Origin of the sequence: Micromonospora sp. L32 (assembly GCF_052068055.1) — a bacterium.
In the GTDB taxonomy this organism is placed as follows: Bacteria; Actinomycetota; Actinomycetes; order Mycobacteriales; family Micromonosporaceae; genus Micromonospora; species Micromonospora purpureochromogenes.
Genome location: NZ_JBQHDD010000002.1, coordinates 220,687 through 235,883, shown reverse-complemented (window position 1 = coordinate 235,883; position 15,197 = coordinate 220,687). Strand labels below are relative to the sequence as shown.

General features: G+C 71.5%; 12 protein-coding genes and 1 tRNA gene. 5 read left to right on the top strand and 8 right to left on the bottom strand.

Annotated elements, in window-relative coordinates; genetic code table 11:
- Positions 1–36 precede the first annotated feature (36 nt).
- On the top strand, positions 37–996 hold the full coding sequence (gene ligD / locus ACTMTB_RS05660; RefSeq protein WP_441142964.1) for a non-homologous end-joining DNA ligase: 960 nt from the start codon (positions 37–39) through the stop codon (positions 994–996).
- Positions 997–1,134: 138 nt separating this feature from the next.
- On the opposite strand, the gene ACTMTB_RS05655 is transcribed toward ligD, so the two are convergent.
- The 8 genes from ACTMTB_RS05655 to ACTMTB_RS05620 all read right to left on the bottom strand — a co-directional run bounded on the left by ACTMTB_RS05655 (position 1,135) and on the right by ACTMTB_RS05620 (position 9,444).
- Positions 1,135–2,361 carry an ROK family protein gene (locus ACTMTB_RS05655; RefSeq protein ID WP_441143992.1) on the bottom strand — a complete coding sequence of 409 codons (1,227 nt, stop codon included), beginning with the start codon at positions 2,359–2,361 and terminating at the stop codon, positions 1,135–1,137.
- 116 nt (positions 2,362–2,477) lie between these two features.
- On the bottom strand, positions 2,478–3,578 hold the full coding sequence (locus ACTMTB_RS05650; protein ID WP_280835974.1) for a substrate-binding domain-containing protein: 1,101 nt from the start codon (positions 3,576–3,578) through the stop codon (positions 2,478–2,480).
- Positions 3,579–3,628: 50 nt separating this feature from the next.
- The gene (gene mmsB / locus ACTMTB_RS05645; protein ID WP_441142962.1) at positions 3,629–4,927 is read right to left on the bottom strand and encodes a multiple monosaccharide ABC transporter permease; all 1,299 of its coding nucleotides are present in this window, start codon (positions 4,925–4,927) and stop codon (positions 3,629–3,631) included.
- The gene (gene mmsA, locus ACTMTB_RS05640; protein ID WP_441142961.1) at positions 4,924–6,471 is read right to left on the bottom strand and encodes a multiple monosaccharide ABC transporter ATP-binding protein; all 1,548 of its coding nucleotides are present in this window, start codon (positions 6,469–6,471) and stop codon (positions 4,924–4,926) included. The genes mmsB and mmsA overlap by 4 nt, the downstream gene beginning before the upstream one ends.
- 379 nt (positions 6,472–6,850) lie before the next feature.
- Positions 6,851–6,922, bottom strand: a tRNA-Arg gene (locus tag ACTMTB_RS05635).
- Between the two features lie 161 nt (positions 6,923–7,083).
- On the bottom strand, positions 7,084–7,779 hold the full coding sequence (locus tag ACTMTB_RS05630; RefSeq protein ID WP_357914918.1) for a winged helix-turn-helix domain-containing protein: 696 nt from the start codon (positions 7,777–7,779) through the stop codon (positions 7,084–7,086).
- A 190-nt stretch (positions 7,780–7,969) separates the two neighbouring features.
- Positions 7,970–8,638, bottom strand: coding sequence for a DUF305 domain-containing protein (locus tag ACTMTB_RS05625; RefSeq protein ID WP_441142959.1), 669 nt, complete (start codon positions 8,636–8,638; stop codon positions 7,970–7,972).
- Positions 8,639–8,646: 8 nt separating this feature from the next.
- Positions 8,647–9,444 carry a DUF3105 domain-containing protein gene (locus tag ACTMTB_RS05620; RefSeq protein WP_441142957.1) on the bottom strand — a complete coding sequence of 266 codons (798 nt, stop codon included), beginning with the start codon at positions 9,442–9,444 and terminating at the stop codon, positions 8,647–8,649.
- Between the two features lie 97 nt (positions 9,445–9,541).
- On the opposite strand from ACTMTB_RS05620, the gene argS reads away from it, so the two are divergent.
- The 4 genes from argS (at position 9,542) to thrC (ending at position 15,076) form a co-directional block, all read left to right on the top strand.
- Complete coding sequence (gene argS, locus ACTMTB_RS05615; RefSeq protein ID WP_441142955.1) at positions 9,542–11,206, top strand: arginine--tRNA ligase; 1,665 nt, start codon at positions 9,542–9,544, stop codon at positions 11,204–11,206.
- Positions 11,207–11,212: 6 nt separating this feature from the next.
- The gene (lysA, locus tag ACTMTB_RS05610; protein WP_441142953.1) at positions 11,213–12,598 is read left to right on the top strand and encodes a diaminopimelate decarboxylase; all 1,386 of its coding nucleotides are present in this window, start codon (positions 11,213–11,215) and stop codon (positions 12,596–12,598) included.
- Positions 12,599–12,606: 8 nt separating this feature from the next.
- Positions 12,607–13,920 (top strand): homoserine dehydrogenase, encoded by a 1,314-nt coding sequence (locus ACTMTB_RS05605; RefSeq protein WP_441143990.1) that lies wholly within the window; start codon positions 12,607–12,609, stop codon positions 13,918–13,920.
- A 106-nt stretch (positions 13,921–14,026) separates the two neighbouring features.
- Positions 14,027–15,076, top strand: coding sequence for a threonine synthase (thrC, locus tag ACTMTB_RS05600; protein ID WP_441142951.1), 1,050 nt, complete (start codon positions 14,027–14,029; stop codon positions 15,074–15,076).
- Positions 15,077–15,197 lie beyond the last annotated feature (121 nt).

The following is a 15,197-nucleotide window of genomic DNA, read 5'->3' as shown; positions in this document are numbered from 1 at the left end:
CTTGCGGCCGGACGGTGCAGCCGGGAAGGTGGGCTGATGAGCGGGGCGGAGGAGACCCGGGACGGGGTCGGGCTGACCAACCTGGACCAACCGCTGCTCGCCGGCGGTGACGTCACCAAGCGGGACCTGGTCGACTACCTGGACGCCGTGCGCGAGCGCATCCTGACCGGCCTGCGCGACCGGCCGCTCTCGGTGATCCGGCTGCTGCGCGGGCAGGACCCGTTCATGCAGAAGAACCTGCCCAAGTACACGCCGGACTGGGTGCGCCGCACCTCCGTCTGGGCGGAGGCGTCCCACCGGCAGGTGTCGTACGCCCTCTGCGACGACCGGCGCACCCTGCTCTGGTTCGCCAACCAGCGGGCGATCGAGTACCACCCGACGCTGAGCACGGTGGCGCACCCCGAGCACCCGACCCACCTGGTGCTGGACCTCGACCCGCCGGAGGGGGAGCCGTTCGGGCTGGTCGTCCGGGCCGCCGCGCTGGTGCGGCAGGCGCTCGACGACGTGGGCCTGGCCGGGGCGCTCAAGACCAGCGGGGCGAAGGGCGTGCACGTCTTCGTACCGGTCGACCCGGCGACCACCGCGGAGGAGGCGGCCGCCGCCACCCGCGCCCTCGCCGTGCACGCCGAACGGCTGGACCCGGCCCTGGCCACCACCGCCTTCATCCGGGAGGACCGGGGTGGCCGGGTCTTCGTCGACGCGACCCGGGCCGGCGGGGCGACGGTGGTGGCCGCGTACAGCCCGCGGGTCCGGCCCGGCCTGCCGGTCTCCTTCCCGGTGGCCTGGGACGACCTCGACCGGGTCACCCCGGCCGACTTCACGGTGCGGACGGTGCCGGCGCTGGTGGCCGACCGGGACCCGTGGGCCGACGCGCTGCCCGCGCCGCAGCGGCTCCCGGCCGACCTGGTCGCCGAGGGGCGGACCATTCCGGTCGCCCGGGTGCAGGCCATGCACGAGGGGAAGCGCCGGGCCCGGGCCCGGCGGGCGGCCGGCTGACGTTCGGTCCCGGTATACCGGGGCCGGCCGAGCGCCGGCGACGTGTCGTGCGCCCTCGGGTCCGCTGCCGCTCGCCGGGGACCGGCCAGGCGCCGGGTGCCGGCCGGCGGCGCTCGGGCGGACCGCCGGGGAAGTCGCCTAGCCGGTGGCGGCGATCTGCAGCGGGTCCGCCAGGAGCGTGTCGAAGGCCAGTTCGGCGGCGCCGATCAGGGCGGCGTCGCGGCCGAGCGCCGCCGCGCGCAGGTGCACGATCTCGCGGCAGGGCGGCAGGACCATCGTGTCCAGGCGGCGGCGGACCGTGCCCGCGCCGGCGAGGTAGAGCTCGCGCAGCGAGCCGCCGAACACCACGGTGTTCGGGTTGACCACGTTGACCAGGTTGGCCACGCCGAAGCCGAGCCAGTCGGCGACCCGCTCCACGGCCGCCACCGCCGGCTGCTCCCCGGCCGCCGCCGCGCGCAGGACGTCGGCGACCGCGTCCGGGCCGCCCGGCTCCCGGCCGGCGTGCCGCAGCAGTGCCGCCTCGCCGATCTCGGTCTCCCAGCAGCCGCGTGAGCCGCACCCGCAGGGCAGGCCGTCCGGGTTGACCACCATGTGGCCGACCTTGCCGCTGCGCCCGCGGTGGCCGAGCACCAGCCGGCCGCCACTGATGATGCCGGCGCTGACGCCCAGGTCACCGTGCAGGTAGACGACGTCGTTGACCCCCGCCGCCACGCCCCGGACGTGCTCGGCGAGAGCGGCGATGTCGGCCAGGTCGCCGGTGACGAATCGGGGTCCGGCCCCGAACTCCGCGCTGAGCGCGGCGTGCAGCGTCTCGTCGGCGCCGCCGATCCGGATCCGGCCGTCGGCGTCGCGGGTCGTGTCGACCACGGCGACCGCGCCGCCGGCCAGCAGCGCGTCACCGGGGACGGCGCGTTCCATGTCGCGGACGAAGTCGGCCAGCGGGGCGACGGCGTCGGGGGCCGCCATTCCGGACGGACGGTCGGCCTCGCGCAGGTCGAGGATGCGGCCGCCGAGGCCGACGCGGGCGGCGCGCAGCCCGTCCGCCTCGATGCTCAGCGCGTGCGCGTAGACGCGGCTGGAGCGGGGGCTGACCACCAGCGAGGGGCGGCCGGCGCGGCGGGCGGTGGTCGGCGCCTCCTCGGTCACCAGGCCGGCGGCGGCGAGGTCGGCGGCGAGTGCACCGATGGTGCTCCGGTTGAGCCGGAGCCGACTGGTCAGCTCGGCGCGGGAGGTCGGGCCGTGCACGTGGACGTAGCGCAGCACGGCGCCGAGGTTCTTCCGGCGGATCTCCTCCTGGCTGGCGCCGGGCGCCGAGGCCGGCAGGGGTTCCGGGTTGCGGCCCTGCCGGGGTGGCCCGGACCGCATGGGTGTCGCCACGGTCAGGCCGCCTCCCGGTCTGTTGTGGGTATCTGCCGGGGAGTACAACGAAGGGTCCCGGAAACGGACTTCCGGGACCCGACGTCGTGACTACCCGCTGGTGCTTACTTGGTGAGCGGCGCCAGCTTCGGGTCGTTCGCGTACGCCTCGGCCGCGTTCGCCTTGGTCACGGCGACCGGCGGGAGCAGGTACGTGTCGACGACCTTGCTGCCGTTGTTGTACGACTTGGTGTCGTTGATCTCCGGCTTGTCACCGGCCTGGAGGGACTTCACCATCGCGATGGTCTGCTTGACCAGGTTCCGGGTGTCCTTGTTGATCGTCATGTACTGCTCGCCAGCCATGATCGACTTGACCGACTCGACCTCGGAGTCCTGACCGGTCACGACCGGGATCGGCTTGCCGGCACCCTTGATCGAGGTGATGATCGCGCGGGCCAGCGTGTCGTTCGGGGAGAGGACGCCGTCCAGCTGCTTGTTGCCGTAGGCGGAGGTCAGCAGCTGGTCCATGCGGGCCTGCGCACCCTCGGCCTTCCAGCCCTGGATGGCGGTCTGCTTGACGTCGGTCTGCTTCGAGGCGACGACGAGGTTGCCCTTGTCGATCTCCGGCTTGAGCACGCTCATCGCGCCGTTGAAGAAGACACCGGCGTTGTTGTCGTCCGGAGAGCCGGAGAAGAGCTCGATGTTGTACGGGCCGTTCGGCTTCTTGGCCTTCATGCCGTCCAGCAGGGCCTGGCCCTGGAGCTGGCCGACCTTGAAGTTGTCGAAGGCGACGTAGTAGTCGAGGTCCGGGGTGTTGGTGATCAGCCGGTCGTACGCGATGACCTTCACGCCGGCCTGGTGCGCCGCGGCGACCTGGGTCGACAGCTGCGCGGCGTCGGTCGCGCCGATGACGATGACCTTGGCGCCCTTGGTCACCATGGCGGTGATCTGCGCCTGCTGGTCGGCAACGGTGGTCGACGCGCCGGCGTACTGCACGTCGCTCTTGAAGCCGGCCTCCTTCAGGCCGTTGGTGAACAGGTCACCGGCGAGGACCCAGTTCTCCGAGGTCTTCGACGGCAGGGCGACACCGATCAGGGAGTCGGCCGCGAAGCCCTTGGTCGGGGCGCCGGCACCGCCGGACTCACCGTCACGGCCGGAGCCGCAGCCGGTCAGGGCCAGCGTCGCGATGGCACCGATGGCCACCGTCTTGGCAAGGAGATTGCGCATGAGAGGGTAGTGCCCTTCTGGAGTGGTGATAGGGGAGAGGTCGGTGGCCGTCAGCCGGACACCGCGGTCTTGGCGGGCTCGCGCTCCGCTTCCGACGCAGACGAGGGCGTGCTGGGTGCGTCTCGGCGGAACGAGCGGGTGAGGCTGCCGATGATCGAGAAGCGTCCCTGCTTCTTGTTGTAGACGTCGAGCGCGACGGCCAGCAGCAGGACCAGGCCCTTGATGATCTGGACGCGGTCGGTGCCGACACCCAGCAGTTGCAGGCCGTTGTTGAGCACGGCCATGACCAGACCACCGACGATCGAGCCGCTGATGGTCCCGATGCCGCCCGAGACGGCCGCGCCGCCGATGAAGACCGCGGCGATCGCGTCCAGTTCCCAGCCGTTGCCGTCCTGCGGACCGGAGGCCGCCGAACGGGCCACGAAGATCATGCCGGCCAGGGCGGCCAGGACCGACATGTTCATCATGACGAAGAAGTTGACCCGCTTGAGCTTCACACCGGAGAGCTCCGCGGCCCGGGAGTTGCCGCCGACCGCGTAGATGTGCCGGCCGCCGGCGGTGTTGCGGGTGTAGAAGGAGTACGCGAGGACCAGCGCCACCAGGATGATGCCGGAGACCGGGAAGCTGGTGCCGACGCGGCCGCTGGCGAAGCGCAGCGAGGCGAAGACGATCAGACCGACCATGACGGCCATCCGGAGGACCGAGATCCACATCGGCGCCGGGTCGGCGTCCATCTCCCGACGGGTCTTGCGGGACTTCAACTCCCGCCACACCACGGCCACGCAGGCGGCGAGGCCGAGCAGCAGCGTCAGGTTGTTGTAGCCCGTGCTCGGCCCGACCTCAGGCAGGAAGCCCGAGCCGATCAGCCGGAAGTCCTCCGGCACCGGGATGGTGTTCGCGTTGCCGATGAACTGGTTGCCGCCGCGGAAGAGCAGGAAGCCCGCCAGGGTGACGATGAACGCCGGTACCCCGATGTAGGCGACCCAGAAGCCCTGCCAGGCGCCGATGACAGCGCCGATGGCGAGGCCGAAGAGGATGGCGACGGGCCAGGGCAGCGACCACTCCGCCATCGACTTGGCCACCAGGATGCCGGCGATGGCGGCGACCGAGCCGACCGACAGGTCGATGTGCCCGGCGACGATCACCATCAGCATGCCGATGGCCAGGATGAGGATGTACGAGTTCTGCTGGAACAGCGCGATCAGGTTGTCCGACCGCAGGGTCAGCCCGTCCGTGAGGATCTGGAACAGGACGACGATCGCCACGAGGGTGAAGATCATCCCGAACTGGCGGGCGTTGGAGGTGGTGCCTCCGAAGAGGTTCTTCTGCAGGTCCTTCAATCGGCTCATCGTGTCTGCATCTTCTTCGTAGAGGTCATCTGCTTCATGAGGGTCTCCGGGTCCGCATCCTCGCGGGCGATCTCGCCGGTGATGGTTCCTTCGAACACGGTGTAGATGCGGTCGCAGAGCCCGATCAGCTCAGGCAGTTCCGAGGAGATGACGACGACGCCCTTCCCCTGGTCGGCGAGCCGCTGGATGATTCCGTAGATCTCGTACTTGGCGCCCACGTCGATGCCGCGCGTCGGCTCGTCGAGGATCAGCAGGTCGGGGTCGGTGAACATCCACTTCGCCAGGACGACCTTCTGCTGGTTGCCGCCGGAGAGCTTGGAGACGCCCTCGTCGACCGACGGGGTCTTGGTCCGCAGCTCCCGGCGGTACGACTCGGCCGCCTTGTACTCCGCGACCTCGTCCAGGACGCCGCGCCGGGAGATCTTGGACAGCTTGGCGGCCACCGTCGACGTCTTGATGTCGTCGAGCAGGTTGAGGCCGATCGCCTTGCGGTCCTCGCTGACGTACGCGAGCCCGTGGGCGATCGCGTCCGCCACCGACTTCAGCACGATCTCCTTGCCGTCCTTGATGATCGTGCCCGACTCGTACACCCCGTAGGAGCGGCCGAAGACGCTCATCGCCAGCTCGGTGCGGCCCGCGCCCATCAGGCCGGCGAAGCCGACGATCTCGCCGCGGCGCACGACGAAGCTCTCGTTCTTGCAGACCTGGCGCTCGGCCGAGATCGGGTGCCGGACGTTCCAGTCGCGGACCTCGAAGAAGACCTCGCCGATCTTGGGCGTGTGGTCCGGGAAGCGGCTGCTCAGCTCACGACCGACCATGCCCCGCACGATCCGGTCCTCGTCGACCCCGCCCGCCTGGACGTCCAGGGTCTCCACCGTCCTGCCGTCGCGCAGGATGGTGATCTGGTCGGCGATCGCCTCGATCTCGTTCAGCTTGTGCGAGATCATGATCGAGGTGACGCCCCGCGAGCGGAAGCCGCGCAGCAGGTCCAGCAGGTGGCGCGAGTCCGCCTCGTTGAGCGCGGCGGTGGGCTCGTCCAGGATGAGCAGCTTGACGTCCTTGGCGAACGCCTTGGCGATCTCCACCAGCTGCTGCTTGCCGACGCCGATGTCCTTGATCAGGGTGTCCGGGTCCTCCTGGAGACCGACCCGGGCCATCAGGTCCAGGGCCATCCGGTTCGCGGCCTTCCAGTCGATCGCACCCCGCTTGCGCGGCTCGTTGCCGAGGAAGATGTTCTCGGTGATCGACATGTGCGGGATGAGCGCGAGCTCCTGGTGGATGATCACGATGCCGGCGGCCTCGCTCGCCCGAATGTCGGAGAAGCGGGTCTCGGCGCCCTGGTAGATGATGTCGCCGTCGTACGTGCCGTACGGGTAGACGCCGCTGAGCACCTTCATCAGCGTCGACTTGCCCGCACCGTTCTCGCCGCAGATGGCGTGGATCTCACCGGCGCGAACCACGAGGTTGACGTCGGAAAGGGCCTTGACTCCCGGGAACTCCTTGGTGATGGAGCGCATTTCCAGGAGGATGGGCGCGTCGCTCATGACTTGCTGCACCTCGCCAACATCATGGATGCCTCTCGCTGGATCGGGCCTCACGAGGTTTTGTTGCGTACCACAACTTATTCACGCGCGACGGCGATCCGCAAGTTTCCGTTGGCCGGCCGTTGTAACAATCCGGCAATATGGAGTCCGGTCCCTGCCCCGGCTGGCGGGGCTGTCTGGTTCCTCGGCGGCCGGGTGACGCGGTAGACATCGGCGGCTGTGGCGCCGGTCTCCCGCCCGGGCCGGTCCACCCCGCCGCCTGGTCGCCGGGGCCACGACCTGCGGGTGAGTGCCGATCCGGGAAACGAAAAATTCCCCGGCGTACCCGCCGGGGAATCCTCGTTCGTCTTGTCGCGGAGCCCGCTCCTGCGATGTTGTGTGCCCCCGGCAGGATTCGAACCTGCGCCCCCGCCTCCGGAGGGCGGTGCTCTATCCCCTGAGCTACGGGGGCTCAGCGACCCGAGAAGAGTACCAAACCCCGTCCCGAACACCGAATCGGTACCCGCTGCCCCCTCCGTGTCCCTCGAATCCCGCGTTGATCATGAAGTTGTTGTCCCGACACACCGTGTCCGCCGACAACAACTTCATGATCAACGCGAAAGAGCCGGGGGGTCAGGCGGCGGCGAGGGCGCGGCCGCAGCTGGGGAGGGGGTGCAGGACGATGCGGCGGGGGAGGCGTCGGGGCCACTCGTTCTTGGGCCACGAGCCGTCCACGATCAGGTGCACGGTGCGCTCCTCGGCGCCGCTGAGCCGCAGCACGAAGTCGCGGGGGAGCGGCGCGTCCACGCCGGGCGTGGTCACCATGAACCGGACCCGGCCCCGGGACGACACCGCGGAGATCACGTCCGCGGCCGGCATGGTGCCGCGCAGGCGTACGCGGCCGATCCAGTAGACCTCCGCGGAGTGCTCCTGGGCGGCCCGGGTGATCGCCGGGTACTCGCTGCGTACCCAGCGCTCGACCGCGCCGACGCAGAGCCCGCAGGCCCGCTCCCGCGGCTCCCGCGGACCCAACCCCCAGGCCCGCAGGTACGCCCCGACGGTGCCGGCGTCCATCGCCAGGTCGAACTGGCGCTGGATCAGCGTGGTCAGGCTCTGTCGCGTCCACAGCTCCTCGTCCAGCCCGAACTCGTCGGGGTGGACGCTCCGCAGGGCGTCGATCAGTTCGAGTTCCTGTTCGCGGCTGAGCGTTCCGGGCTCGCCCTGCCGGTGTCCGCGACGGACGGCTGCCACCGCTCCGTCACCGCCGATGGTGTGGCGCCGGCACCAGCTGGTGACCGAACGCCGCGCGTCTCTCAGTGCAACCCCCACGTCCTGCGCAACGAGCCCGAATCGCAACTGGTCACGATATGTGGGGAGAAAAGTCTCCAACGACCGCAATCGGTCGGAGCGGCCAAAGGTCGCTAAAAGGGAGTAAAGGGACACCCATGCGGGTCGGAACGGACGGAGGCCCGCGTCCGCCGAGGCGGTACGCGGGCCTCCGTCGAGCCGGATGCCGGGATCAGCCGCCCAGGCGCTTGAGGGCGTTCTGGAGGTTGACCAGGTCCGTCTGCTGCGTGTTCTTCATGGTCTGCGCGACCTTGAGCACGTCGTCGTCCCCGCCGTGGTCGAGGATCCCCTGGATCATGTGGATCCCACCCAGATGGTGCTTGATCATCATGCGCAGGAAGAGCACGTCGAGGTCGTGCCCCTGCGCCGCGCGCAGCTGCGCCATCTCCTGCGGCGTCGCCATGCCGGGCATCAGCCCGTCCCGGAGGCTCTCCCGGCCGTCCGGCATCCAGGCCATCGCCGGCTCGGAGCCGGTCGGGTCCAGCCCCCACGACCGCAGCCAGGTCTGCATGGTGCCGATCTCGCCCTGCTGACCGGTGGCGATGTCGCCGCCGACCTGGCGTACCTCCGGGTCGCTGCCCTTCTGGAAGGCGATCAGGCCCATCTCCACCGCCTGGGCGTGATGGCTGGTCATGTCCCGGGCGAAGCCCGCCTCGGCCGAGCTGTCACCCGGTCGGGTGAGGCTCGGCGTCAGCAGGCCGCCGGCGTACCCGAGGAGGAGACCGACCACGACGGCGGCGGTCAGCGCGAGGACGCCGTAGCGGCGCGCGGACCGCCGGCCACCGTCGTCGGTGACCGGGGCCTCGTCGGGTGCGCTGGCCGTCGTCACGGGAGCGGTCATGGCCGTCCTTACTGGGTGGGCTGCGGGTCGCGCGGGGTGGTGCCGGTGGCCGTGATGCCCTGGCCGCAGTTGGCGTTCGGGCCCTCGACCGAGGCGTTGACGCGCAGGGTCTTGATGAAGTCGTCGATCCGGCCGTCGTCGGCGTTGTCGACCTTGAGCTGGTAGCCCCAGGCCTGCAGCGAGATCGGCTTGTCCAGCCCGTCGAACGGGCTGAGCATCAGCTTCTCCTTGCCCTGGACCTTGCTCTTCAGCTTCGTCACCTGGTCGGCCGGCAGGTCGGAGCGGTACGTGATCCAGACCGCGCCGTGCTCCATGCTGTGCACCGCGTGCTCGCTGGCGATCGGGGCGTCGTAGACGTCACCCATGCAGTTCTGCCAGGCCGCGTTGTGCGGGCCCGCGACCGGCGGGTTGACGTCGTACTTGATCGGGCCCTGCTGGTGCTGGCCGCCCTGGACGAGCTTGGCGTCCTTCTTCCGGAAGTCGACGATGCCGTCGATGTCGGCGGCCCGCTTCTCCCACGGCTTGGAGCCCTGGAAGGCCGCGTACGCGCCGTACCCGATGATCGCCGCGGCGAGCACGCCGACGGCCACGAAGAGCGCGATCGGGCCCCAGGGCCGGCCCTGGCTCACCTTGACCGGCGTGATCGGCTTGCGGGGGCCCTTGCCACCCGAGGTCGGGCGGGGGGAGCCCGCCGACTTGCCGGCCCCGGGCTTGGCGCCGGACGCGGGCCGGCCAGCCGCCGGCTTCTTGCCGGTGCTGACCACGGTCGGACGGCGCTCCGGGCCGCCCGGGGTGCTGATGCTCATGGTGCCTCGTCAGGTCGGTCGGTCAGGGGATTGGCGGGCCGGGTGACGCGCAGGGTCGCCGCCGAGTGCCCGAGTCTACCCCCGATAACATGGTTCGGTGACTCCCGCAGAACTCGCCGAGGTCGTCCTCTCCGCAGCCCACGCCGTCTTCACCGAGCGGGGCCTGGACCCGGCCGCGCTCCCGGCGCGGACGGCGGTGGAGCGACCCCGTAACCCCGAGCACGGCGACTACGCCTCGACGCTGGCGCTGCAGCTCAGCAAGAAGGTGGGGGTCCCGCCGCGGGAGCTGGCCGCCGCGCTGGCCGACCAGCTCGGCCGCGCCCCCGGCGTCAAGTCCGTGGAGATCGCCGGCCCCGGCTTCCTCAACATCCGGCTCGACGCCGCCGCCGCGGGCCAGCTCGCCCGGTCGATCGTCGAGGCCGGCGCGGAGTACGGCCGCAGCGACGCCCTCGCCGGCCAGAAGATCAACCTCGAGTTCGTCTCGGCCAACCCCACCGGCCCGGTGCACATCGGCGGCGTCCGCTGGGCGGCCGTCGGCGACGCGCTGAGCCGGCTGCTCCGCGCCACGGGCGCCGACGTGGGCACCGAGTACTACTTCAACGACGCCGGGTCCCAGATCGACCGGTTCGCCCGGTCGCTGCTCGCCGCCGCGAAGGGCGAGCCGGCCCCCGAGGACGGGTACGGCGGCGCGTACATCGCCGAGATCGCCGAGCAGGTCCGCGCCGTCCGGCCGGACGTGCTGGAGCTGGACGACGCCGCCGCCCAGGAGGTCTTCCGGGTCGAGGGCGTCGCGCTGATGTTCGCCGAGATCAAGTCCTCGCTGCGCGCCTTCGGGGTGGAGTTCGACACCTACTTCAACGAGAAGGACCTGCACGACCGGGGCGAGCTGGACCTCGCCCTGGAGCGGCTGCGCGAGCAGGGCCACCTCTTCGAGGCCGGCGGTGCCACCTGGCTGCGGACCACCGACTTCGGCGACGACAAGGACCGGGTGCTGCGCAAGTCCAACGGCGAGTGGACCTACTTCGCCGCCGACTGCGCCTACTACCTGGACAAGCGCGAGCGCGGCTTCGAGCGGGTCGTGATCATGCTCGGCGCCGACCACCACGGCTACATCGGCCGGATGAAGGCGATGGCGGCCTGCTTCGGCGACGACCCGGACCGCAACCTGGAGATCCTCATCGGCCAGCTGGTCAACCTGGTCCGCGAGGGTGCCCCGGTGCGGATGAGCAAGCGGGCCGGCACCGTGGTCACCCTGGAGGACCTGGTCGACGCGATCGGCGTGGACGCCTCCCGGTACGCGCTCGCCCGCTACTCCAGCGACTCGCCGATCGACATCGACGTCGAGCTGTGGACCCGGGCCACCCGCGACAACCCGGTCTACTACGTGCAGTACGTCGCCGCCCGGACGGCCAGCGTCGGGCGCAACGCCGCCGAGGTCGGGCTGACCCGCGGTGACGCCGCCGGCTTCCGGGCCGAGCTGCTCGGGCACGAGAAGGAGAACGAGCTGCTCAAGGCGCTCGCCGAGTTCCCCGCCGTGGTGGCCACCGCCGCCGAGCTCCGGGGGCCGCACCGGGTGGCCCGCTACCTGGAGGAGCTGGCCGGGGCATACCACCGGTTCTACGACAACTGCCGGATCCTGCCGCGCGGTGACGAGGAGGTCACCGACCTGCACCGGGCCCGGCTCTGGCTCAACGACGCGACCCGGGTGGTCATCGCCAACGGCCTGCACCTGCTCGGCGTCACCGCTCCGGAGAGGATGTGAGCACCTGTGCGCGCACATGAGGCCGGTGCCATGCACGGCGACATCGGCAGCCGGGAGCCGGCGTGGCTGCGTACCCCGGTCGACGTCAACGCCCTGGTGCCGCAGCTGTGGCCGCGCAACGTGACGCGCGCCGACGACGGCGCGCTCGCCGTCGCCGGCCTGGGCATCCACGACATCGCCGCCGAGTACGGCACCCCGCTGTACGTCCTCGACGAGGACGACCTGCGGTCGCGCTGCCGCGACTTCCGCGCCGCCTTCCAGGACGTCGACGTCTACTACGCGGGCAAGGCGTTCCTCTGCCGCGCCGTGGTCCGCATGATCGCCGAGGAGGGCCTGCACCTCGACGTCTGCACCGGCGGCGAGCTGGCCACCGCGCTCTCGGCGGGGATGCCGCCGGAGAAGATCGGCTTCCACGGCAACAACAAGTCCGTGGCCGAGCTGACCCGGGCGCTGGACGCCGGGGTGGGTCGGATCATCCTCGACTCGTTCACCGAGATCGACCGGCTCACCGCGCTGGCCCGCGAGCGCGGGGTACGCCCCGGCGTGCTGATCCGGGTCACCGTCGGCGTCGAGGCGCACACCCACGAGTTCATCGCCACCGCGCACGAGGACCAGAAGTTCGGCTTCTCGCTCGCCGGCGGGGCGGCCGCGGCGGCCGCCTTCAAGGTGCTCGACGAGGGCGTGCTCGACCTGCGCGGCCTGCACTCGCACATCGGGTCGCAGATCTTCGACGCCAGCGGCTTCGAGGTCTCCGCTCGCCGGGTGCTCGCCCTGCAGGCGCAGATCCGCGACGCCCGCGGGGTGGAGCTGCCCGAGCTGGACCTCGGCGGCGGCTTCGGCATCGCGTACACCACCCAGGACGACCCGGCCTCGCCCCAGGAACTGGCCAAGCGGCTGCGCAAGATCGTGGACGGCGAGTGCGCGGCGGAGCGGCTGGCCGTGCCGCACCTGTCGATCGAGCCCGGCCGGGCGATCGTCGGCCCGGCCGTCTTCACCCTGTACGAGGTCGGCACGGTCAAGGACGTCGACGGGATCCGCACCTACGTCAGTGTCGACGGCGGGATGAGCGACAACATCCGCACCGCGCTCTACGACGCCTCGTACTCGGCCACGATGGCGAACCGGGCGTCGGTGGCCGAGCCGATGCTCGCCCGCGTGGTGGGAAAGCACTGTGAGTCCGGGGACATCGTGGTGAAGGATGAATTCCTGCCCGCCGACGTGCAGCCCGGAGATCTTGTCGCGGTGCCCGGCACGGGTGCGTACTGCCGCAGCATGGCCAGCAACTACAACCACGTGCCCCGCCCCCCGGTGGTCGCGGTGCGGGACGGCCGGGCCCGGCTGATCGTCCGGCGGGAAACCGAAGAGGACCTGCTCGCTTTGGATGTGGGATGACGTCACCTGTGCGTTTGGCGCTGCTCGGCTGCGGGACCGTGGGCAGCGAGGTGGTCCGGTTGCTGCACCAGCAGTCGGCCGACCTCGCCGCCCGGATCGGCGCCCCGCTGGAGATCGCCGGCATCGCCGTACGCCGGGTCGGGCGCGACCGCGGTGACCTGCCGGTCGACCCGGCGCTGTTCACCACCGACCCGCTCGGGCTGATCAAGCGCGACGACGTCGACGTGGTGGTCGAGGTGGTCGGCGGCATCGAGCCGGCGCGCGGCTGGCTGGTCGAGGCGCTGCGGGCCGGCAAGAGCGTGGTCACCGCCAACAAGGCGCTGCTCGCCGAGGACGGCGCGGCCCTGCACGACGCGGCGGCCGAGGGCGGCGCCGACCTCTACTACGAGGCCTCGGTGGCGGGGGCGATCCCGCTGCTGCGCCCGCTGCGCGACTCGCTGCACGGGGACCGGATCAACCGGGTCACCGGCATCGTCAACGGCACCACCAACTTCATCCTCTCGGCGATGGACGCCACCGGCGCCGGCTTCGCCGAGGCGCTGGAGGAGGCCACCGAGCTCGGGTACGCCGAGGCGGACCCGACCGCCGACGTGGAGGGCTTCGACGCCGCCGCCAAGGCCGCCATCCTCGCCTCGCTGGCGTTCCACACCCGGGTCACCGCCGCCGACGTGCACCGCGAGGGGATCACCGAGGTGACCGCCGCGGACGTGGCCAGCGCCCGGGCGATGGGCTGCACGATCAAGCTGCTCTGCATCGCGGCCCGGGGCGCCGACGCCGCGGGCCGGGAGACGGTCAGCGTGCGGGTGCACCCGGCGATGATCCCGCTGACCCACCCGCTGGCCAGCGTCGGCGACGCGTTCAACGCGGTCTTCGTCGAGGCCGAGGCGGCCGGGCAGCTGATGTTCTACGGCCGGGGCGCCGGTGGCGCGCCGACGGCCAGCGCTGTCCTCGGCGACGTGGTGGCGGTGGCCCGCAACCGGCTCGCCGGGGCGCGGGCGGCCAGCGAGTCCGCGTACGCCGACCTGGCGGTGCGGCCGATGGGGGAGGCGCTGACCCGCTACCACATCAGCCTCGACGTGGCCGACCGTCCGGGTGTGCTGGAGGCGGTGGCCGGGGTGTTCGCCCGGCACGAGGTCTCCATCGCCACCGTGCGGCAGGGCCCGGCGGGCGGCGGGCCGGCCGGTCGGGGCTCCGACGCCGAGCTGGTCATCGTCACCCACGTCGCGCCGGACGCGGCGCTCGCCGCGACCGTACGCGAGCTGCGCGGGCTGGACATCGTCGGATCGGTGACCAGCGTGCTGCGGGTGGAGGGCGGGCAGTAGGGCGTCCCGTCTGGTGGGTGGCGGCGGGTGCGCCGGTCGCCACCCCGGTCGGTTGGTCCAGGCTTGAGGCACCCCCGAAGGAACGGGGCGAGGCGAGGAGAGCGACATGTGGCGGGGTCTGATCGAGACGTACCGGGACCGGCTGCCGGTCACCGACGCCACCCCCGTCGTCACCCTGCACGAGGGGAACACCCCGCTGCTGCCCGCGCCGGTGCTCTCCGCCCGGCTCGGCTGTGACGTGCACCTGAAGGTCGAGGGGGCCAACCCGACCGGCTCGTTCAAGGACCGCGGCATGACCGTCGCGGTGTCCAAGGCGGTCGAGGCGGGCGACAAGGTGATCATCTGCGCCTCCACCGGCAACACCAGCGCCTCCGCCGCGGCGTACGCGGCCCGCGCCGGGATCACCTGCGCGGTGCTCGTGCCGCAGGGCAAGATCGCGCTGGGCAAGCTGGCCCAGGCGCTGGTGCACGGGGCGAAGCTGCTCCAGGTCCACGGCAACTTCGACGATTGCCTGTCGCTGGCCGCGAAGCTCGCCCAGGACTTCCCGGTGGCGCTGGTCAACTCCGTCAACCCGGACCGGCTGCACGGCCAGAAGACCGCCGCCTTCGAGATCGTCGAGGCGCTCGGCGACGCCCCCGACATCCACTGCCTGCCGGTCGGCAACGCCGGCAACATCTCCGCGTACTGGATGGGCTACGGCGAGGACCTGGCCGCCGGCAACGCCACCCGGGCCCCGAAGATGTACGGCTTCCAGGCCGCCGGCGCCGCGCCGATCGTGACCGGCCAGGTGGTGCACGAGCCGTCCACGATCGCCACCGCCATCCGGATCGGCAACCCGGCGAGCTGGACGAAGGCGGTCGACGCCCGGGACGCCTCGCAGGGCCTGATCGCGGCGGTCACCGACCGGGAGATCCTGTCGGCGTACCGGCTGCTCGCCCGGGAGGTGGGCGTCTTCGTCGAGCTGGGCAGCGCGGCCAGCGTGGCCGGCCTGCTCCAGCAGGCCGCGGCGGGCCGGGTCCCGCCCGGTTCCACGGTCGTCTGCACGGTCACCGGCCACGGCCTCAAGGACCCGGAGTGGGCCATCTCCACCGCCCCCGCCCCTGTCACCATCGCCAACGACCCCCTCGCCGCCGCCCGCTCCCTCGACCTCGCCTGACCCCCCGGTCCCCCGCTCCGACGGGGTCGAGCGTTGATCATGAAGTTGGCAGCCTGGAATGCGCTTTCCCGGCAATTTCATGATCAACGAGCGGGGTGCCGGTGGGTGGGGGCGGCGGTGG